At 37.3% G+C, this 18,256-nt stretch carries 22 protein-coding genes; 9 read left to right on the forward strand and 13 right to left on the reverse strand.

Features of this window, described 5'->3' with window-relative positions; translation table 11 throughout:
- Positions 1-20 precede the first annotated feature (20 nt).
- A complete protein-coding gene (gene rfaD / locus ACZ42F_RS06140) occupies positions 21-992 on the forward strand; it encodes an ADP-glyceromanno-heptose 6-epimerase (RefSeq protein WP_464280125.1) in 972 nt (323 codons plus the stop codon).
- On the opposite strand, the gene ACZ42F_RS06145 is transcribed toward rfaD, so the two are convergent.
- From ACZ42F_RS06145 to rsfS, 4 genes are read right to left on the reverse strand one after another with little or no spacing between them, the layout of a single operon-like run.
- Positions 984-1,214, reverse strand: coding sequence for a hypothetical protein (locus ACZ42F_RS06145; RefSeq protein ID WP_029966678.1), 231 nt, complete (start codon positions 1,212-1,214; stop codon positions 984-986). The genes rfaD and ACZ42F_RS06145 overlap by 9 nt on opposite strands.
- Positions 1,207-2,406 carry a 2,3-bisphosphoglycerate-independent phosphoglycerate mutase gene (gene gpmI / locus ACZ42F_RS06150; protein WP_464280212.1) on the reverse strand — a complete coding sequence of 400 codons (1,200 nt, stop codon included), beginning with the start codon at positions 2,404-2,406 and terminating at the stop codon, positions 1,207-1,209. Before gpmI ends, ACZ42F_RS06145 begins: the two co-directional genes overlap by 8 nt.
- Positions 2,334-2,741 (reverse strand): hypothetical protein, encoded by a 408-nt coding sequence (locus ACZ42F_RS06155; RefSeq protein ID WP_464280126.1) that lies wholly within the window; start codon positions 2,739-2,741, stop codon positions 2,334-2,336. The genes gpmI and ACZ42F_RS06155 overlap by 73 nt, the downstream gene beginning before the upstream one ends.
- Before the next feature lies 1 nt (position 2,742).
- Positions 2,743-3,018: a ribosome silencing factor gene (gene rsfS / locus ACZ42F_RS06160; RefSeq protein ID WP_464280127.1), complete on the reverse strand. Its 276-nt coding sequence runs from the start codon at positions 3,016-3,018 to the stop codon at positions 2,743-2,745.
- A gap of 673 nt (positions 3,019-3,691) precedes the next feature.
- On the opposite strand from rsfS, the gene ACZ42F_RS06165 reads away from it, so the two are divergent.
- The 3 genes from ACZ42F_RS06165 (at position 3,692) to ACZ42F_RS06175 (ending at position 5,551) form a co-directional block, all read left to right on the forward strand.
- Positions 3,692-4,390 carry a lysophospholipid acyltransferase family protein gene (locus ACZ42F_RS06165; protein ID WP_464280128.1) on the forward strand — a complete coding sequence of 233 codons (699 nt, stop codon included), beginning with the start codon at positions 3,692-3,694 and terminating at the stop codon, positions 4,388-4,390.
- Positions 4,383-4,532, forward strand: coding sequence for a hypothetical protein (locus ACZ42F_RS06170; RefSeq protein WP_464280129.1), 150 nt, complete (start codon positions 4,383-4,385; stop codon positions 4,530-4,532). The genes ACZ42F_RS06165 and ACZ42F_RS06170 overlap by 8 nt, the downstream gene beginning before the upstream one ends.
- A gap of 74 nt (positions 4,533-4,606) precedes the next feature.
- Positions 4,607-5,551, forward strand: coding sequence for a type IV pilus twitching motility protein PilT (locus ACZ42F_RS06175; protein WP_464280213.1), 945 nt, complete (start codon positions 4,607-4,609; stop codon positions 5,549-5,551).
- On the opposite strand, the gene ACZ42F_RS06180 is transcribed toward ACZ42F_RS06175, so the two are convergent.
- Both ACZ42F_RS06180 and ACZ42F_RS06185 read right to left on the reverse strand, forming a co-directional pair.
- The gene (locus tag ACZ42F_RS06180; RefSeq protein ID WP_464280214.1) at positions 5,548-7,038 is read right to left on the reverse strand and encodes a GspE/PulE family protein; all 1,491 of its coding nucleotides are present in this window, start codon (positions 7,036-7,038) and stop codon (positions 5,548-5,550) included. The two genes, ACZ42F_RS06175 and ACZ42F_RS06180, sit on opposite strands and share 4 nt — an antisense overlap.
- Positions 7,025-7,831, reverse strand: coding sequence for a GAF domain-containing protein (locus ACZ42F_RS06185; protein WP_464280130.1), 807 nt, complete (start codon positions 7,829-7,831; stop codon positions 7,025-7,027). Before ACZ42F_RS06185 ends, ACZ42F_RS06180 begins: the two co-directional genes overlap by 14 nt.
- Before the next feature lie 66 nt (positions 7,832-7,897).
- Here ACZ42F_RS06185 and ACZ42F_RS06190 point away from each other — a divergent pair, with 66 nt between their 5' ends.
- Positions 7,898-8,200 (forward strand): hypothetical protein, encoded by a 303-nt coding sequence (locus ACZ42F_RS06190; protein WP_464280131.1) that lies wholly within the window; start codon positions 7,898-7,900, stop codon positions 8,198-8,200.
- An 8-nt stretch (positions 8,201-8,208) separates the two neighbouring features.
- Here ACZ42F_RS06190 and queC read toward each other — a convergent pair whose 3' ends face one another.
- Genes queC through dksA form a run of 5 tightly spaced genes read right to left on the reverse strand, consistent with a single transcriptional unit; the run spans position 8,209 to position 11,127 of the window.
- On the reverse strand, positions 8,209-8,892 hold the full coding sequence (gene queC / locus ACZ42F_RS06195) for a 7-cyano-7-deazaguanine synthase QueC (protein ID WP_464280132.1): 684 nt from the start codon (positions 8,890-8,892) through the stop codon (positions 8,209-8,211).
- 12 nt (positions 8,893-8,904) lie between these two features.
- Entirely contained in the window at positions 8,905-9,318 is a 414-nt protein-coding gene (locus ACZ42F_RS06200; protein ID WP_464280133.1) for an iron-sulfur cluster assembly scaffold protein, read from the reverse strand.
- Positions 9,311-9,826: an NFACT RNA binding domain-containing protein gene (locus ACZ42F_RS06205; RefSeq protein ID WP_464280134.1), complete on the reverse strand. Its 516-nt coding sequence runs from the start codon at positions 9,824-9,826 to the stop codon at positions 9,311-9,313. The genes ACZ42F_RS06200 and ACZ42F_RS06205 overlap by 8 nt, the downstream gene beginning before the upstream one ends.
- The gene (locus ACZ42F_RS06210) at positions 9,823-10,758 is read right to left on the reverse strand and encodes an NFACT family protein (protein ID WP_464280135.1); all 936 of its coding nucleotides are present in this window, start codon (positions 10,756-10,758) and stop codon (positions 9,823-9,825) included. The genes ACZ42F_RS06205 and ACZ42F_RS06210 overlap by 4 nt, the downstream gene beginning before the upstream one ends.
- Before the next feature lie 6 nt (positions 10,759-10,764).
- Entirely contained in the window at positions 10,765-11,127 is a 363-nt protein-coding gene (gene dksA / locus ACZ42F_RS06215) for an RNA polymerase-binding protein DksA (protein ID WP_029966718.1), read from the reverse strand.
- Positions 11,128-11,298: 171 nt separating this feature from the next.
- On the opposite strand from dksA, the gene ald reads away from it, so the two are divergent.
- Positions 11,299-12,420, forward strand: a complete 1,122-nt coding sequence (gene ald, locus ACZ42F_RS06220) for an alanine dehydrogenase (RefSeq protein ID WP_464280136.1) — start codon at positions 11,299-11,301, stop codon at positions 12,418-12,420.
- A gap of 39 nt (positions 12,421-12,459) precedes the next feature.
- Here ald and ACZ42F_RS06225 read toward each other — a convergent pair whose 3' ends face one another.
- Both ACZ42F_RS06225 and ACZ42F_RS06230 read right to left on the reverse strand, forming a co-directional pair.
- Positions 12,460-13,734, reverse strand: a complete 1,275-nt coding sequence (locus ACZ42F_RS06225; RefSeq protein ID WP_464280137.1) for a DUF401 family protein — start codon at positions 13,732-13,734, stop codon at positions 12,460-12,462.
- A gap of 21 nt (positions 13,735-13,755) precedes the next feature.
- Positions 13,756-14,499, reverse strand: a complete 744-nt coding sequence (locus ACZ42F_RS06230) for a Mut7-C RNAse domain-containing protein (RefSeq protein WP_464280138.1) — start codon at positions 14,497-14,499, stop codon at positions 13,756-13,758.
- Position 14,500: 1 nt separating this feature from the next.
- Here ACZ42F_RS06230 and ACZ42F_RS06235 point away from each other — a divergent pair, with 1 nt between their 5' ends.
- Genes ACZ42F_RS06235 through ACZ42F_RS06245 form a run of 3 tightly spaced genes read left to right on the forward strand, consistent with a single transcriptional unit; the run spans position 14,501 to position 17,728 of the window.
- Positions 14,501-15,742: a M48 family metallopeptidase gene (locus ACZ42F_RS06235; RefSeq protein ID WP_464280139.1), complete on the forward strand. Its 1,242-nt coding sequence runs from the start codon at positions 14,501-14,503 to the stop codon at positions 15,740-15,742.
- Positions 15,739-16,755, forward strand: a complete 1,017-nt coding sequence (locus tag ACZ42F_RS06240) for a metallophosphoesterase family protein (protein ID WP_464280140.1) — start codon at positions 15,739-15,741, stop codon at positions 16,753-16,755. The genes ACZ42F_RS06235 and ACZ42F_RS06240 overlap by 4 nt, the downstream gene beginning before the upstream one ends.
- Before the next feature lie 55 nt (positions 16,756-16,810).
- Complete coding sequence (locus ACZ42F_RS06245) at positions 16,811-17,728, forward strand: AAA family ATPase (protein WP_464280141.1); 918 nt, start codon at positions 16,811-16,813, stop codon at positions 17,726-17,728.
- Positions 17,729-18,256: the final 528 nt, after the last annotated feature.

Genomic DNA, 18,256 nt, shown 5'->3' on the forward strand with positions numbered 1-18,256 from the left:
AGCCTTAAGGAGACGCTTTTATGTACATAGTTACTGGAGGAGCAGGTTTTATAGGCAGTGCCTTTGTCTGGAAGCTAAATAAGCTGGGCCTGGACAACATTTTAATTGTGGACAACCTAAGCACTACGGAAAAGTGGAAAAATCTGGTGTCTCTGCGTTTTAAGGACTACATTCACAAAAATCTTTTTTTAAGTTTATTAGAGCAAGAAAAATTTGGCTCCATAAAAGCCATTATTCATATGGGAGCTTGTTCTTCTACCACGGAAAAAAATGCAGACTATTTAATGGAAAATAATGTTTTTTATTCCAAAGCCTTAGCCAAGTTTTGCCTGGCTCGCTCCATCAGGTTTATCTATGCCAGTAGCGCCTCCACCTATGGAGATGGCTCCTTAGGTTTTGCAGACAAAGAAGAGGATTTAGAAAAGTTAAGACCTCTTAATATGTATGGTTATTCCAAGCATCTTTTTGACCTCTGGCTCAAAAGAGAGCATCTCTTAAACCAGGTGGCAGGGCTTAAATTCTTTAATGTCTTTGGGCCCAATGAATATCACAAAGGGGACATGAAAAGTGTAGTCTGTAAAGCCTATGCCCAGATCAAAGAAACCGGCAAATTAAAACTCTTTAAATCTTATCATCCAGATTATGGTCATGGAGAACAAAAAAGGGATTTTGTCTATGTCAAGGATTGCGTGGAGGTAATGGCCTGGCTCTTAGAACATCCAGAAGTAAATGGTATTTTTAATGTGGGTACAGGCAAGACCAGGTCCTGGAATGAACTGGCCAGGGCAGTTTTTACCGCTCTAAATCTGCCTATTAATATTGAATATATAGAAATGCCTGAAACTTTAAAGGGAAAGTATCAATACTTTACCCAGGCTGAAATGACCAAGTTAAAACAGGCTGGGTGGCAAGAGGAGTTTACTTCCTTAGAAGAGGCAGTAGCAGATTATGTCCAAAACTATCTGGCCAAAGATTATCCTTACTTAAGCTAAATTCTCATCTACCAGACTAAGGCCTCCAGCTAAAACGGTTTTTAAATAAAGGATGTCTTCCACTTTTACTGGAGCCAGGGGATAACTATAGCCACACTGATCACATTTAATCATGGTGGGTTCTAAGGGGGCAATTACAGGCATTTTTCTCTGGCACTTGGGACAGGGATAAAAAAGTAATATTTCCACATCTGTAGGCCAGATAGGTTCTTGTTTACTCATTTTTTTCACCTAAAAGCAAAGATTTAGCGCTCATTTCTCTGGGCTTTTCCACCTGCCACAAATCCAAAATAGTGGGAGCAACATCTCCTAAAATTCCTTGCTCTCTCAAGCTATACCTGGAAGTCTCACTGATCAAAATAAAAGGTACAGGATTGGTACTATGGGCAGTTTTGGGTTTACCATTTTCCAGCATATCCTCAGCATTGCCATGGTCAGCAGTTAAAAGCACCTGCCCGCCTATCTGCAACATGCTGGTAACCACCTTGCCCACATTTTCATCCACAGCTTCACAGGCCTTTATGGCTGCAGGAATGACCCCGGTATGGCCTACCATATCTAAGTTGGCAAAATTACACACATAAAAATCAAAATCCCGAGCCAAAATGTGCTTACACAAGGTATCAGCCACTTCATAAACACTCATTTCTGGTTTTTGGTCATAGGTGGCCACTTCTCGAGGGGAAGGGATGAGAATGCGCTCTTCCCTGGCAAAGGGCTCTTCTACGCCCCCATTAAAAAAATAGGTTACGTGAGCATATTTCTCTGTCTCAGCAATGCGCAATTGTCTTAGACCCAAATGGGAAACCACTTCACCCAAAATATTTTTCATCAACAAAGGAGGGAAAAGTACAGGCACGGGAAAGTCCTTTTCATACTGGGTCATGGTAATGATATGGAGTTTGGGGTGTTTTTTGCGTTCAAAAAAGGTAAAATCCTGCTCAAAAAGAGCCTGGCAAATCTGCCTTACCCTATCTGCCCGAAAATTGAAAAAGATTACTCCATCTCCATCTTGAAGATAACCATTACTCCCCTGGATAAAAGTAGGTCGCACAAATTCATCGCTTTCACCCTGCTCATAGGCTGCTTCAAGAGCCTGGAGAGGATTTGGGGCCTGCCTGCCTTCTCCTAGCACTAAAGTGTGATAAGCCAGCGAGGTCCTATCCCAGCGTTTATCCCTATCCATGGCATAATAACGCCCACTTAAACTGGCTATCTGGCCAAACTGAATCCTCTGTAAAAAAGCACTTAGTTCTGCTAAATACTTTTTAGCACTTTTAGGAGGTGTATCTCTTCCGTCCAAAAAACAATGGATAAAAACCTCTTTCACTCCTTTTGACTTTAAAATTTCCAGCAAACTATATAGATGCTCCTGTAAACTATGTACTCCTCCGTCAGAAAGAAGCCCCAGCAGGTGAACTCTGGTCCCTTTTCTTTTACTTTGTTCACCAGTTCTTCTAAAACCGGATTATGAGCCAAAGAACCATCTTCTATGGCCTTGTTAATGCGCACAATATCCTGGTAAACAATCCTTCCAGCCCCTAAGTTGAGATGCCCTACTTCTGAATTACCCATTTGCCCGGCTGGAAGACCTACTTGCTCCCCACTGGCAACCAATCTGGTATGGGCATAGGATTGAAAAAGTTTATCCAGATTAGGAGTAGAGGCCAGGCTTACAGCATTACCTGGACCTGCAGGAGCCAGACCAAAACCATCTAAAATCAAAAGCAAAGTGGGTTTTATGTTCATTTTAAAGTTCCACCTTTTCAGCTTTAAACCAAAAACCTTCCAAATTATAAAATTCCCGAATATCTTCCAAAAAGATATGCACAATCACATCATTTAAATCCAATAAAATCCACTCTCCTCCCTGATATCCTTCCAGTCCCAGCAGTTCCCAATTCTCTTCTTTTACCTTCTCCAGGATATAATCAGCTAAACCTTTGGCATGCCTGGCATTGCTGGCTGTGGCCAAAATCACTCCTTCAAAAACATTGGAAAGTTTACTTACATCCAGTAAAAGCAAGTCTTCCCCTTTTTCTCTTCCAACCAGGAACCAATAAGTTTAAGCTTTTGAACAATCTCTTTTTGTTTTTCTTTACCCATCACTGATACTACCACTCCTTTTTTAAGGCTTTTCTATTTTGACTTTACCCAAAAGACAAGCTAAATTAAACTAAATAAATACATAATAAGCACTATGATTTGTCAAGCCAACCGCAAAATTCACTTGCTTATAGCTGCCTCTCTCTGGTTTTTGATAGGCCTTTTACTCCTAGTCAAGGCCTTAATTTTTTCTTCAACTTCTATAAACTTCTTATTTTTTTCGCTGGGACTGGCCTTTAGCCTGCTCTTTTTTGCCAGAATATTCTTAAAACTGGTTAGCAAGAATATCTTGCGGCTGCAAGGAAATAATTACAAATGTATCTTTGCCTTTCAATCTTTTAAAAGTTATTTAATTGTGCTTTTAATGATAACTCTAGGGATTATAATTAACCATTTTAAAATCAGGGGGAACTCTATAATATTCATTTATTCTGCTGTAGGATGTAGTTTGATTATTGGAAGTTTAAAATATTTTATAACCTTGAGGAAGGAAAAATGTGGTTTAAAGAAAAAGTAGACTCCTATCAAAGCCCGGAAAAAAGATATCCTGGATTGCCAGACATTTTCCAGGACTTTGCTTTTATCACAATCTAGTGCACAAGGTAGTTTTTCCAGCAGCCAAAAAGAGTAAACAGGGTGTATACACTGATGAAGAATGGGTAAACAGCAGTTATCAAACTCTGGACTATCTCGAACAGGTAGGGGTAAAATTTTTTATTGAAGGAAGAAAAAATTTTTATTCCTTTGAAGGGCCTTGTGTCTTTGTAGCCAATCACATGAGCACTCTGGAAACTTTTGTATTGCCCTGTATCATTCATCCCTTAAAACCCATTACCTTTATCATTAAACAAAGTCTTCTGGAATATCCTGTCTTCAAACACGTTATGCGGACCAGAGACCCCATAGCTGTTTCCAGGACCAATCCCAGAGAAGATTTCAAAGTGGTCATGACCCAGGGAGTAGAAAAAATAAAAAAAGGCCTTTCCATTGTGGTTTTTCCTCAAACCACCAGGACCAGCTATTTTTCTGAGAAACAATTTAACTCCATTGGAGTGAAACTGGCCAAAAAGGCCAATGTCCCTGTAGTGCCCATAGCCTTGAAAACCGATGCCTGGGGCACGGGCAGACTTATAAAAGACATGGGCAAAATAGATCCTCAGAAAAAGGTACTGTTTTCCTTTGCTAAACCTCTTTCTTCAAAAATGGTTCAAGAAGACCCCAAGGAAGCTCAAGCCCAGGTAGTAAACTTTATCAAGGCTAAACTCCAAAAATGGGGTGCTATAAATGAATAAACAACAACTGGAAGAAATCGTAGTAAAGTTTTATAAAGAAGGTTATACAGACATTCATTTAACAGGAAAAAGGCCCTTAGCAGCCAGAAAAGATAGGCAAACCCATTTTTTCCCCAAATCAACTTTACCCCAGAGCAAATAGACGCTTTAGTTAAAGACATCCTAACTACCAGGCAGTTAAACTACTTACGCGAAAATTGGGCTCTGGACCTTGCCCTGACCATCCAAAATATTCGTCTCAGGGTAAACATCTTTTCTTGCTTTACTGGTTTAAGCCTGGCCATTCGCTTTTTACCCTTTCACATCCCAGGTTTAGAAGAACTAAACCTGCATCCCTGCTTGCAAAAGTTTACCTTTTTGGACTCTGGTCTGGTCATCTTTTGTGGCTCTACAGGTTCAGGAAAAACTACCACCATTGCTTCTCTGCTAAATGAAATCAATCAAAAAAGGCATGTCCACATCATAACTCTAGAAGACCCCATAGAATATATATTTAACCATCAAAAAGCCTTTATCCAGCAAAGAGAACTGGGGACTCACTTTCATTCTTACCAGCAAGGGTTAATCAATGCCCTGCGCGAAGCTCCAGATGTAATTTTTATAGGAGAAATGCGTCAACCAGAAACTATTAGCCTGACCTTAGATGCTGCTCAATCAGGGCATCTTCTCTTTACCACTTTACACGCAAGCACTCCCGAAGAAGCTATTTACCGCATATGTAATTCCTTTCCCGCCCATATTGAACACTTTGTGCGGTTTCAACTCTCTTCCTGTCTTAAGGCTATTGTGGTCCAAAAACTGGTATATAAAAAGGAATTGGGATTCTCAGTCCCTCATTTAACCATTTTAATCAATACAAAACCCATAAAAAACTTAATTAGAGAAAATAAGCTCAATCAAATAAAAAGTATCATGCAAACCTCTTCTGAACATGGAATCTTTACAGAAGAACGCTACGAAGAGTTCTTAAGAGAAAAAAAGAAATTCTTCTCTCCCCAGGAAGTGCTTGGCAAAATTTCCAATGTTGTAAATCTCTCAGGATATAAATCAAAGTTGATAAACTACGAAGCTAAAAGCAACTTACCTGTAAAAAACAATCTAGAAGTTGAGGAAGAAATAGAAAATTATATTTCTATACTCCAAAATCACTCTCAAATTTAAAGAATACATACCTTTCTCACACTAGCAAAGTCCGTTTGCTTTTGTAAGACCTTATAGATTCCATCTTGCTTTAAGGTACGCATTCCTTCACTTTTGGCTAGTTTTAAGATTTCTTCCACAGGAGACTTGTTTACAATTAAACGCTTTATTTGAGGAGAAGCTACCAAAAGCTCATGGATAGCCGTTCTGCCAGCATACCCGCTTTGCCCGCAAAAGGAGCAACCTTTTGGTCTGGCCAAGGTAATATCTTCCCAATTAATCTCCAGTTCTGTTATTTCATCTTCTCCATACTCTTGTCTCAGAATATTTATTTCTTCTCTACTCGGCCTGTATTCTTCTTTGCACTTAGGACAAAGGGTTTTGACCAGCCTTTGGGCCAGGATACCCAGAAGGGCATCAGCAAAATTAAAGGGATTCATGCCCATATCAATGAGCCTGACTATGGTTTCAGGAGCAGAATTGGTATGTAAAGTGGATAAAACCAAATGCCCGGTCAAAGAAGCCTCTAGGGCAATATGAGCGGTCTCTTCATCTCTCATCTCACCCACCATAATAATGTCCGGGTCAGCCCTTAAAAAGGAACGCATGGCCATAGCAAAGGTATAGCCAATCTTTGGATTTACCTGCACCTGCCTGAGTCCCTTTTGGGTTATTTCTACAGGATCTTCAGCAGTCCAGATCTTTTTGTCAGGAGTATTCAAATAAGCCAAAATGGAATGCAGGGTAGTGGTTTTACCTGAACCAGTAGGGCCAACTACCAAAAAAATACCATAAGGCTTACTAATGATTTCTTTTATTCTTTTTAAATTAAAAGGAGTAAAATTCATTTCCTCTAACTTTCTGGGCTTTCCAGAAGCCAAAATCCTTAAGACCACATCTTCCAAGCCACCCACAGTGGGAGTAATTTCTACTCTTAGTTCAATGAGTTTATCTCTATATTTGAGCTTAATTTTTCCGGATTGAGGAAGCCTCTTCTCAGCAATATCTAAATTGCTCATAATCTTAATTCTATTTACCACTGCCCGCACATAACTCGCAGGAATCTCCAGGTAGGAAAAACACTCTCCGTCTCGCCTAAATCTAACTATAGCTGGTTCTTTGCCAGGATAAGGTTCCAGGTGAATATCTGAAGCCTTTTGGTCATAAGCAGCTTTAATAATTTGCGTAACCAATTTAATTACTGCAGGAGCTTCTTCATTTAAAATGTCTTCTTCTGTATTAGTCTCCTGGTAGTTTTCAACCTGTTCTGTTTTTAGCTCCTTTAAAACCTCATCTGCACTTGTATCACTCGCTATCTCTTTTTCATATTTTTCCAAAAACTTTAAAATATCTTCCCTTAATCCAACTACAAACTTTATATTTTCTCCTATTCCAGAGAAAAATACTTCTTGAGTCTTTTCCTGATCACCAGGATCATCAATTAACACCCAGAGTAAATTCTCTTCTTGTTTTAAAGGAACCCAAAAACGACTTTTAAGATAAGGTATGTTTAATCTTTTTTAAGACATCTATTGGCAAGAATACATCTTCACTATATTCTATAAACTCTGTATCATAATAAAGAGATAGAGATTTACCCACATCTTCTTTAGGTACTTTAAATTCATTTATCAAAATCCAGCCCACATCCTGTTTATAGGCTTGATCCTGTTTTCTAGCTTTGACTATAGCCAGGTCCAATTCTTCATAAGTAATCTTATGACTCTCTAAAAGGTAATCAAACTTACCAAAACGGGTCTGAAAAACATAAAGATGATAAAGAGCAGAAGCCAACCCTGGAGCAATCTTTTTAACCAATTGCTCATCTTCAACAGTAAATTCTCTGTTTTGCTTCTTGTTTATTAACTGAAGCACTCCCACCAGAGATTTTTCTTTCAAAATAAGAGGGCAAGCCAATACAGAACGGGTCCTAAAGCCTGAACGCTCATCCCAGCTGGCATCAAAACCAAGACCCGGGTATTTTTTGAGCCGCTCTTCTTCCACATAGGCGTCTTTTAAATTAACTATTTTTCTGGTTGCTGCCACATAACCTGCAATACTTTTTCTATTAATAAACAAACGTATCTCTCTGTGCTCGTTTCCTGATTTTAGTCTGGAATAAAGCTGTCTGGTCTTCTTATCTATGGCAAAAATTGTTATGCGTTCACACTCAAAGATATCTGCTAGCTGATCTTTTAACTTTAAAAAGATCTCATTGATATTCTCTGCTTGATTGAAAGCAAGAAGTAACTTATTTACCTTTTGCTCTTGGATGTAAAGTTTTTTAAAATCTGCTTGCATCTTATTCCCAAAGAAAAAGGTCTATAAATTTTAAATTACAACTTATTTTTCTCAATAGCAAGACCTATGTACGCTAAAGAAAGCCTCATTGATCAGATTATTCCCAGACTGAAAAAGTTGAAATTCACAGAAAAGATACTGCTAACCACGTACAAGCGTAATAGGAGTTTAACCATTTTAAAAATAAAAGAGGATACTTTTCTATTTGAGCAACGGGGGTATTGGGAAAAATCCTTTGAAGTCAAAGAGAAAAAACTGTCCAAAAAATTAAAGCAAGTATTAAGGGAAGAATTTCCCAGAAGCCACAAGGTAAGAGTATATTTCTTAAAAAAGGAAGAAAATATTCTGGAAAATCTAAAAAAGTTGTAAATACTTTCTTATTTTCTATATTCTATTAAGTCCTTAATCCCAGCTTCTGCAAATCCTTTAAGCCTGAGCTTACAGGCAGGGCATATTCCACAGGCAGGTCTCTCTCCTTTATAACAGGTGTGAGTATATCTATACCAATCTAAGCAGCCTAAATTTTTCATTAACAGTACAGTTTCTTTTTTAGAAAGGTACATAAGAGGAGCATGAATTTCAAAAGAAGAATCCACTGCCAATTCCAGAGTTGCATTAAGAGATTTAATAAAATTATTTCTACAGTCAGGATAACCGCTAAAATCTGTCTGAGACACCCCAACAACTATATTTTTTATTCCATAAAGATAGGCGATAGAAGCAGCAGAGGAAATAAAAAAAAGATTTCTAAAGGGCACAAAAGAAGAGGGAAGATTGGCATCTAAGTCAAAGGAAGAAGTTACATCTTTACTTTTATCTAAAAGAGAACTTACTTCTATTTGAGAAAATAGCTGATCCATTTGTATTTCAAAATGATGTTCGCACTGAGCCAGTTCAGATAGTTTTCTCGAACATTCCAATTCTATGGCATGTCTTTGCCCATAATAAAAGGAAACACTATAGACCTTTGTAAATCTATCTTTTGCCCAGGCCAGACAGGTGGCAGAATCCTGTCCTCCAGACAAGCAAACTAGAGCCCAATCTCTATTGGTAGGCCTCATTCTTCCCCCTCTTTAATCTTCTTCAAAAACCTTTTTTAAGGCCTCAATGGGTGCTTTGGCTGCACCACTACTTTTTAAAGCCAGTTTGGGGACTACCTTGAATATATCTTCTGGGCTCAAATTTAAAATGTCTTCCTTGCTTTTATTTAAAGCCAATTCACAGGCCACTTCTGCACAGACCACATCACTGCCACACCCATCAGTAAAAAAGGCTATTTCTACTACTCTATTATTTTCTAAGCGCAAAGAAATCTCCAGGTTTTTACCACAACTGGGCTTAGTTGTGACCACCTTGGTGGGATTTTCCACCCTCCCTGCAAACCTGGGATTTAACCAGCGAGACATAAATTCTGTTCCAAATTCTTTTTCTGTATCAGCATAAATTTTTTGTTGTAAATCTGTGCAAAAATCATCCAATTTACTCATTATGAGCCCTCCAGAGTAATTTTTCTTCTAAATCCAAGTCCAAATCAACCTCTAAGGTTCCCAACAACTTATCAATCAGAACCTCACCTAGAGGCATTCCCTTGGCTTTACGCAAAAATCTCACTTCTGTATACATTATTTTTGCCCTACCAGCTTCTTTTTGATAGCTGGAAAGTCCAGCCAAAATGGCTGCTTCTTGCAGGCTCCTTAAAGGTACTTCCTGATTTTTACTGTCCCTGCGTAAAAGCACATGAGCACCAGGGCCATCCTGAACATGAAACCACAAATCAAAAGAACTGGCCAGATTGAGCAACTTGTGATTGGCCTTTTGATTTTTACCCCGTAAGAGTAAAAAGCCATCTGAAGAAACAAAGACCTTAACTGCCAATCCCTGATATTTTTTAGGCAAAGTTACCTTTTTCTCCTCCACCTGCTTAATCTCATCTTTTCTTACCTGCAAAGAACAAAGTAATTTTTCCAGTTCTTGCTTTCTGTTATTTAAAATCAAAAGTCCTCTTTTCCTTTTTCTGCCTGTTTAAAACAAAAAAGCATGTTTTCTTTTATGGTTAGCTTGGGATTTAGCTTTATTTTTTCCAGTTCACCTTTTTCATTAATTACTTCTATTTCATCTACTTTAGCTTCTTTATCCAGAGTATATAAATTATTTTTAATCAATTCTCCTATTCTGGAAAGCTTTAACTTTTGTTCTAAATTTTTTAAATCTTCCTCTACTTTTTTAAGAATTTTCTTTACTTTTTTCTTCTTTTTCTGAATCTTTTTTTCTTCTATAGTTAAATTAAAAAGGGATTTTAGATGTTCCTGGGCATAAACCTGCATTCCTTCTAAAAAATTAGAACTGGAAAACAGAAAATTGTCCCCTTCTGGCCAGAGCAAAATGTTTTTGGGATAAACATAACAGGTTGAAAAATTTCCTTCCTGTAAATCCTGCCAGAATTTTTCTCTCTCCGTTCCTTCCAGAGATTTTATTCTTTTCCTAACAGGAGGAGTAAGTTGCGGAAAAGTTAAATATATTTTCTCATCTTCAAAAACCTGCTCCAAAGGCGGCCAGCTTACTTCTTCTAACAATAGTTCAGAGCTTAGATAAGGCTCTACATCCAAGCCCAATTTTAAATAAAGCTCTCCAAAGTCAAGATAAAACTCCCTTTTCCACCATCTAGAAACCACATCCTTTACTCGCCTGTTTTTAAGATGTTTTCTCAAATACATTACTTTAGGAGAAGGAGAAAGGGGATTGTCTATCCCCTTTTCCTGAAGACAAAAAAATTTTTTTCTGGGAACCAAAGATAAAATAAGAAATTTTTTAAAAGAAAACCTAAAGGTCCAAAGACCAGGAGCAGTAAAATAAATCTTTTCTAAGCGCTGACCTAAAAGATAGGGCTTTATCCTTTCTAGAGCTAAACGAAAAAAGTTGGCTTCCACTCTAACCTAACGCTTTAGTAAGGCTTCCTCTTCTTCCTGCTTGCTCTTACATTGAATACAAAGAGTAGTCACAGGCCTGGCCTTTAACCTGGCCATCCCTATTTCCTCTCCACACTCTTCACAAATACCAAAACTACCTTCTTCAATCCTGGTCAGGGCTTCGTCAATTTTTCTGACCAATTTTAAATCCCTATCTCTAAGCCTGAGGGTAAAAGCCCTATCGCTTTCAGCAGTAGCTCTATCTGCCGGGTCAGCATATACTTCCATATCTTCACTCATATCTTCCAGAGTGCTCTCCCCTTTGGCCAAAATCTCCTGTTTCATTTCTAAGAGTAAATTTCTAAAGAATTCTAAATCCTTAGGTTCCATAGCCAGCCTCCCGTAAAAAATAAATTTGTTTTTATTAAAGCACAATAGCCCGAAAGTAAAGACCCAGGCTCCTTCTATTAAGAATATCTTTTTAGTCTTTATTAAAAAGCTTGTATTTTAATAGTGTTATTGTTAGTTTTCTCAAAACAACATGAAGGAGGAGGTCTTTTTATGCTAATTGGTTGTCCCAAGGAAATAAAAAATAATGAATACAGGGTGGGATTAATTCCTGCTGCAGTAAAGATGTACACCCAAAATGGACATAAGGTTTTGATTGAAAAAGGAGCTGGGCTTGGCTCTGGAATACAGGACCAAGAATATATAGAAGCAGGGGCTACTTTGGTGGACACAGCCAGGGAAGTCTGGGAAAAAAGTGAAATGATTGTGAAAGTAAAAGAACCTTTGCCCCAGGAATATGATTTAATGCAAGAAAATCAAATAGTTTATACTTACTTTCACTTTGCTGCTGATGAAAATTTAACCAGGGCTTGTTTAGAGAAAAAAATCATTGCCGTGGCTTATGAAACCGTACAGGAAGAAAATGGCAATCTGCCTCTTTTAAAACCCATGAGTGAAGTAGCGGGAAGAATGGCCCCTTTAATGGCAGCCTTTTACTTAGCCAGATCCCAAGGTGGGCGTGGGGTCTTGCCCACTGGCGTACCTGGAGTACTTCCAGCCAATGTGGTGGTTATAGGCGGTGGCACAGTAGGCAGTAATGCAGCCAGGATTGCTGCTGGTTTTGGAGCCAAAGTAACCATTCTGGATATTAACGCCAACACCCTGGAACATCTGGGCAACATCATGCCAGCCAATGTTTTTACCTGTTATAGCGACCATTTGACCTTACAAAAATGTTTAGAAGAAGCAGATATTGTTATTGGTGCAGTATTGATTCCTGGGGCCAAGGCCCCCAAACTAGTCACCAGGGAACTCTTAAGAAAAATGAAACCAGGTGCAGTCTTTGTAGATGTGGCCATTGACCAGGGTGGCTGCGCAGAAACTTCCAGAGCCACTACTCATTCTGACCCCATTTATGTGGAAGAAGATATTATTCACTACTGTGTGGCCAACATGCCTGGAGCTTATGCCCGGACTTCTACCTTTGCCTTAAACAATGTTACCATTAAATACGGCCTGAAAATTGCCAACCTGGGCGTGGAAAAGGCCTGCAAAGAAGACAAAGTACTTCTCAAGGGTCTAAACATGTACAAGGGCGTTCTCACCTGCCCTCCAGTCTCACAGGCCTTTGGTTTAGAAAAGGAATGTAAGCTTCCTGAAGAAGTATTAAACTAACTCTAAAAAAAGGCCCTTTTTTAAAAGGGCCTTTTTCTTTTAAAACCAGTACACCCCTGCCCCAAAAAGCACCAACACCAAAAAGACTACAAAGAGAACAGGTTTTAGCAGATACTTATAACTCGCCAACAAATTGGCCTGAAAATAATCCTTTGTCACCAAAAAACAAAGATGCACAGGCGAAAGCATCATCCCCATATACCCAAAAGTATAAGCCAGTGCTGCCCAGGATAGATAGGACAGGGAAGATGGCTCTGGAAACATGGGAATAATAAGGGGGAAGGAAGCCCCCACAAAACCAATGGCAATACCTGTAATAAACCCGGATAAAAAGGGCATAATCATAACCACTAAAACCAGAGGAATGTGATAGGCAATAAGTTCTTCTCGTACCAAAAAAACAGCATTGGTCTTAGCCAGCATATTTTTAAAAATCATAATGGAAATGACCAAAAAAACCATATTTAAAAATTTTTTATTGTAAATAAACGTCTTTAATTCTCTAACAGAAACTTTATTGGTAAACATAATCCAAACTAAAGAAAGTAAAAGCCCAGGTATAATGGCCGTAGAGCCAGGAATATGTAAATTAACTCCAATTTTATGTAAAAAGTATTCTAACAAACTTAAAACTAAAATAGATATGACAACTATCACTATGGGCATAATCTCCCACAAAAATTTTTTTATTAAAGAAAAAGAAACTTTTTTCTTTTCCCTAAGAGGACAGGATATAAAATTTAAAATAAAAACTTTTCCAGCCACTACAGATAACACACTAGGTAAAAGCATAAATCCAATAAATTTCCAGGCTGGAACTTTAAGTAAAGCTATAGCCAGAACCACGCCTGGATAAAGAGGCCACCAATACTCCCAAATATGCCTGAACCAGTAATTAAGGGCGACTTTTTTCTCCGCCTCAATACATTCCTTTCCCACTCCAGCTTCCACCATAGGTGCAGAAAACAGGGCCCCTCCAGGCATGGGCAACAAACCAATAAGGGCAGGCATAACACTGGCCACAAGTCCAGGACTGGCTGTGAGCTCCTGAAAGGTGAAAACCATCCTCTCAATCTGGCCAGTGGACTGCATTAAGGCACTCATTATCAAAATAGTAGCTACAATCAAAACCAAAGAAATGGTAGTCAGTTCTTTAAGGCTACCAATACCACTTTGCACAAAAAAAGAAAAATCAAAACCCATCCACAAACAAAGCAAAAAGGAACCACTAAACAGGGCAATTCCCAGAGGAAATTTTCTGTTTAAGATTAAAATAAAAAGAAAAATAGTAAATATCTTTAAAATTACAGGCATATACTTCTCCAAGATGATAATTTAAATTTTAAAACCATTTAACTGCAATCTTTTTTTCATTTTTTCAAAATGACTTCCAGGCCAGTAAACCTTTTTACATTGGGGACAAAAGTGAAACTCTTGAAAATATTTTTTAGTCCTGGGTTCAAGTAAAGGCAAGACATCTTTTTTAGCCACAGGCTTTAAAGGAGTATTACAAAGCAAGCAACGCTGAAAAAAACTCCTGGGTTTAAGACCAAAAACCCTTTTTATTTCTTGCAACTGCTCATCTGGATTGCTGGAGCGCAAAAGATAGCCAAAGTGAATCTGCTTTCGCTTTAACAAGCCAATATCTTTGGTTAAGACAACCCTTTGTTCCAGACTGGCCAGGTGAGCAATCTGTTCATCTCTTAACCTGGCCGCAAAAAGGGTATCAAAGCCAAGCATCCTAAGTAATACAGCTAATTTGCCCACATTGACATCACAGATAAAGCTCAGTTCTTTTTCTAGTTTGGGTCGTAATTTTGTCTTTTGACTAAAATCAAGAGGAAGGGTATGATAAAAAATATTTATTTTATCAAAGGCCTCAGGAATATAGGAAAAATTTAATTTTTGTGTTCCTCTATAAAGAGAGCCAATCTCTGTATGAGGAACCCCCAAAGCTTCTATAATATCTTTTATAGAGGCTTTACGCTGTAGAGGATAAGTAACCTCAAGCTCTTGATGTTTGAAAAAATATTGATATTCTTTGCTAAAGCAAAGAACAATAAAAGGAGTAGTAGACATTATGGAGCCTTTATTCTGGAAAAATCTCTTGATTTTCCTTGTACTCTTTAACTTTGTCTTACGTCAGGGATTAGAACTCTTAAACTTAAGACACCAAAAAACCAAGCTTCCTGCAGCAGCCAGAGATATTTATTCTCCTCAACAATATGCCCAAAGTCAACTCTATACCAAGGAAAAAACCTACTTTAAAATACTCTCTTCTGCTTTAGAGACAAGTTTACTAATTTACTTTCTTCAAACAGGATTTTTGGGTTGGCTCTATCATCAATTGGATTGGCTAAATATAAATACCATGGGGCAACAAATCCTTTATCTCCTTTTCTTATTACTCCTTACCACTCTTTTAAACCTTCCCTTTGAACTGTATGAACACTTTTACCTGGAAAAAAAATATCAATTTAACCGCATGAAACTTTCCTTATTTTTTCAAGACAAAATAAAAGAATTTATTCTTAGCGCTCTTATTAGCTCCATTCTTTTGAGTATAATTATCTATCTCTGGAGCCATTATCCCAATACAGCCTGGTTTGTTGCCTGGGTTATTATTTTTGGCTTTGTCTTACTCTTACAATATCTTGCTCCTAAATTTATCTTGCCCCTCTTTAATCGCTTTACCCCACTTCCAGAAGGCACTTTACGCCAGGATATAACGCAATTGGCCCAAAAGCTTGGCTACACCCTGACCAACATCTATCTTATGGATGGCTCTAAACGCACCAGTAAAGCCAATGCCTTTTTAACTGGTTTTGGAAAATACAAAAAAATAGCCCTTTTTGACACTTTATTGGACAAATTAAAGGACCAAGAAATCCTGGCAGTGCTTGCCCATGAACTAGGTCACTTTAAGTTAAAGCACATTTTCAAAAACTTGATTTTATTTTTATTGCAACTTTTTATCTTTTTCTATTTAGCCAGCTTCTTTTTAACCAGTCTTCAGATAGCTCAGGCTTTAAATTTTAAACAACCAACAGTTATAGCTGGTCTTATTGCTTTTATGCTTCTTTTCTCTCCTTTAAGCCTATTGTTAAGTATTGTTAGCAATTATTTTTCCAGAACCTTTGAAAAACAGGCAGACAAACTAGCCTGCAAATACATTGACAATAAATACTTAATATCTGCTCTAAAAAAATTAGCCCAAAATAATTTAAGCAATTTAACTCCCCATCCACTCTATGTATTTTTCCACTACAGCCACCCTCCCCTGTTAGAACGACTAGCTTACTTAAGTAAGGAGAAAAAATGAAACTACTTCATACCGCAGACTGGCAAATAGGTTTAAAAGTCAATCAACTTGCCTATGCAGGAGAAAAGGTTCGAGAAGCTCGGTTTAAAACAATAGAAAGGATAATAGAGCTGGCTAATAAGGAAAAAGTTGATTGTATTTTAGTTTGTGGTGATGTCTTTGACCACAATGCCATAAACCCTAAAACCCTTTCTAGACTATTAAATATCTTAAAAAGATTCTCCAATCCCATTTACTTACTCCCTGGCAATCATGACCCTCTGGTCTATGGTTCTATCTGGGAAAATCCTTTGTGGTCAGAAGTGGAAAATGTTTTTCTTCTTAAAGAAGAAAAGCCTATAGAATATGCTAACTACATTCTCTATCCTGCGCCGGTAAAAGATCCTTACACCCAAAAAGAATGTTTTCACTGGCTAAAAGAAGTAAATAAAAAGAAAATAAGTATTGGCCTGGGGCATTTAAACTTAGCTCTGGACGACAAATACCAGGAACTTTACTTAACCCCGAACCGAGCCAAAGAATTGGACTTTTCCTACCTGGCTCTTGGACACTGGCACTCTTATTACCAATATTCAGAAAAAATAGCTTATTCTGGCACTCCAGAAACCACCAAATTTGGAGAAGAAAACTCCGGTCAGGTTTTGCTGGTAGAAATTAAGCATCCCCAGGAACCACCTCAAATAACTCCTTTAAAAGTAGGAGAAATATCCTGGCTAAAAATGGAGAAAGAACTCTTTAGTGCTGAAGATATAGCAAGTTTAAAACAAGCTCTGCAAAAACTTATGCCAGAAAAAACCATCCTGGAGCTGACCCTAAAGGGCAATTTAAGCCCTACTAACTGGCAATCCCTAGAAAATCTTATTAATTTGGCCAGAGAAGAATTCCTGGAAATCAAGATAAGAGAAGAGGATTTATTTTTCCTGGAAGAAGCAGAGCTGGTTGACTCCATTGCTTCAGCCCTGGGCAAGGAACTGCTAAACTTTTTAAAGCAAGAAAAAAGGAAGAAAGTATAACTTCAGCCGAATACAAAGAAGCTTTAAAACTAATCTTTAGTTTGGGTAGATAATTATGCAGCTTATAAATATAAAAATAAAAGGATGGCGCTGTTTTTTAGAAGAAACCACAATTGGACCTTTTTCTCCCAAAATCAATGTTATTTATGGTCCCAATGGTACGGGCAAAAGCTCTCTTTTTGAAGCTCTGTACAGGGGACTTTTTGAACTGCATCATTTAAAGAACAAAGAAATAAAGGCTATTGCCCCTTTGGGCAGACACCTATCTCCAGAGGTGGAGATAGAATTTAAACAAAACAATACCACTTATAAATTACAAAAATCCTTTTTAGACAGAGCCAATGCCCTTTTGCTTAGAAAAGAAGAAGACCTCTTTTTCCCTTTAGCTGAAGGAAAACAGGCAGACAATAAGTTAAGAGAAATCCTGGCTCTAGAAAAGGACAAAAAAAGTCTTAACCTGGAAGACTCTGGTATTTTCCATATCCTACTAATACCTCAAGATAGAATAGATTATCAAAAAATAACTCCTGAAATATTATCCTTGCTCCAAAATAAAAGAGATATCTTTTCTGATTTAGCAAGCAAAGACCTGGAAGAAAAAATAACCAATTATTATTTTACTTACTTTACCTCTACTGGAAGAATAAAAAAAGGGCAAAATGCCCCCTACATAGTAAAACTGGAAGAAAAACTAGAAAAAATAAAAGAAGAAAAATTAGAATTAGAAGAAAAATTAAAAGAATATGAAAGTTTAAGTACAACAATCAAAGACTTAAATACTCAAGAAAAGAAATTAAAAGAAGAAATAACTCAAGTAGAAATAAAGATAAAAAAATTAGTCCAGGAAACAGAAAAATTTACCAAATTGCAAACAGAATTAAGTAAAGTAAAACTGGAAAAAAGCAAGTCTGAATCAGAGCTAAAACTCATTTTAAGAAAGGTAAAGGAAATAAAAGATAAAGAAAAAAGATAGAAACATTAAAAAATAAACAAAAAGATTACTCTAAAAAAGAACTGGACTTAAAAAAGATAAAAGAAGAAAAGAGAAAAAACTGGAAAAATTAACTAAGGAAATCAAAATAATAAGCGAAGAAATAGAAAAATGGCAAATCCTTAAAGATAAAAAATACAAACAAGAAAATTTTTTAGAACTGGAGAAAAGGATTCAAGAAAAACAACCTATTCTTGAACAGGCTCAAAAACTGGAAAAAAAATATTATGAACTAACGGAGGAAATAAAAAAAATAAAACTTCCTTCTGCAGAAGAAGAAAAGAGAATTTTAGCTTTAAAGGAACATCTAAAAAAACTGCAAATTCAAAAGGAAAGTTTTCAAATTAACCTGGAATTGCTTGCTCTGGACGACATTAACATAACTCAGGAAAAGGAGAAAAAAGAATAAAAAAAGGAGAAAAAATAAACCTAAAAAACTTTCCAGAAGTAGAACTGGAAATAGACAACATAGCAAAAATAAAGTCATCTATTGAAAATAAGGATATCAAG

It is taken from the genome of Desulfonauticus autotrophicus, from assembly GCF_055381725.1.

Coding starts and splice junctions, on each gene's coding strand:
- rfaD (WP_464280125.1), top strand. CDS start 21: ATGTACATAGTTACTGGAGGAGCAGGTTTTATAGGCAGTGCCTTTGTC.
- dksA (WP_029966718.1), bottom strand. CDS start 11,127: ATGGAACCTAAGGATTTAGAATTCTTTAGAAATTTACTCTTAGAAATG.
- ACZ42F_RS06235 (WP_464280139.1), top strand. CDS start 14,501: ATGGAGCCTTTATTCTGGAAAAATCTCTTGATTTTCCTTGTACTCTTT.
- ACZ42F_RS06225 (WP_464280137.1), bottom strand. CDS start 13,734: ATGCCTGTAATTTTAAAGATATTTACTATTTTTCTTTTTATTTTAATC.
- ACZ42F_RS06145 (WP_029966678.1), bottom strand. CDS start 1,214: ATGAGTAAACAAGAACCTATCTGGCCTACAGATGTGGAAATATTACTT.
- ACZ42F_RS06200 (WP_464280133.1), bottom strand. CDS start 9,318: ATGAGTAAATTGGATGATTTTTGCACAGATTTACAACAAAAAATTTAT.
- ald (WP_464280136.1), top strand. CDS start 11,299: ATGCTAATTGGTTGTCCCAAGGAAATAAAAAATAATGAATACAGGGTG.
- ACZ42F_RS06190 (WP_464280131.1), top strand. CDS start 7,898: ATGTACGCTAAAGAAAGCCTCATTGATCAGATTATTCCCAGACTGAAA.
- ACZ42F_RS06170 (WP_464280129.1), top strand. CDS start 4,383: ATGAATAAACAACAACTGGAAGAAATCGTAGTAAAGTTTTATAAAGAA.
- queC (WP_464280132.1), bottom strand. CDS start 8,892: ATGAGGCCTACCAATAGAGATTGGGCTCTAGTTTGCTTGTCTGGAGGA.
- ACZ42F_RS06245 (WP_464280141.1), top strand. CDS start 16,811: ATGCAGCTTATAAATATAAAAATAAAAGGATGGCGCTGTTTTTTAGAA.
- ACZ42F_RS06155 (WP_464280126.1), bottom strand. CDS start 2,741: ATGAACATAAAACCCACTTTGCTTTTGATTTTAGATGGTTTTGGTCTG.
- ACZ42F_RS06185 (WP_464280130.1), bottom strand. CDS start 7,831: ATGCAAGCAGATTTTAAAAAACTTTACATCCAAGAGCAAAAGGTAAAT.
- ACZ42F_RS06230 (WP_464280138.1), bottom strand. CDS start 14,499: ATGTCTACTACTCCTTTTATTGTTCTTTGCTTTAGCAAAGAATATCAA.
- ACZ42F_RS06240 (WP_464280140.1), top strand. CDS start 15,739: ATGAAACTACTTCATACCGCAGACTGGCAAATAGGTTTAAAAGTCAAT.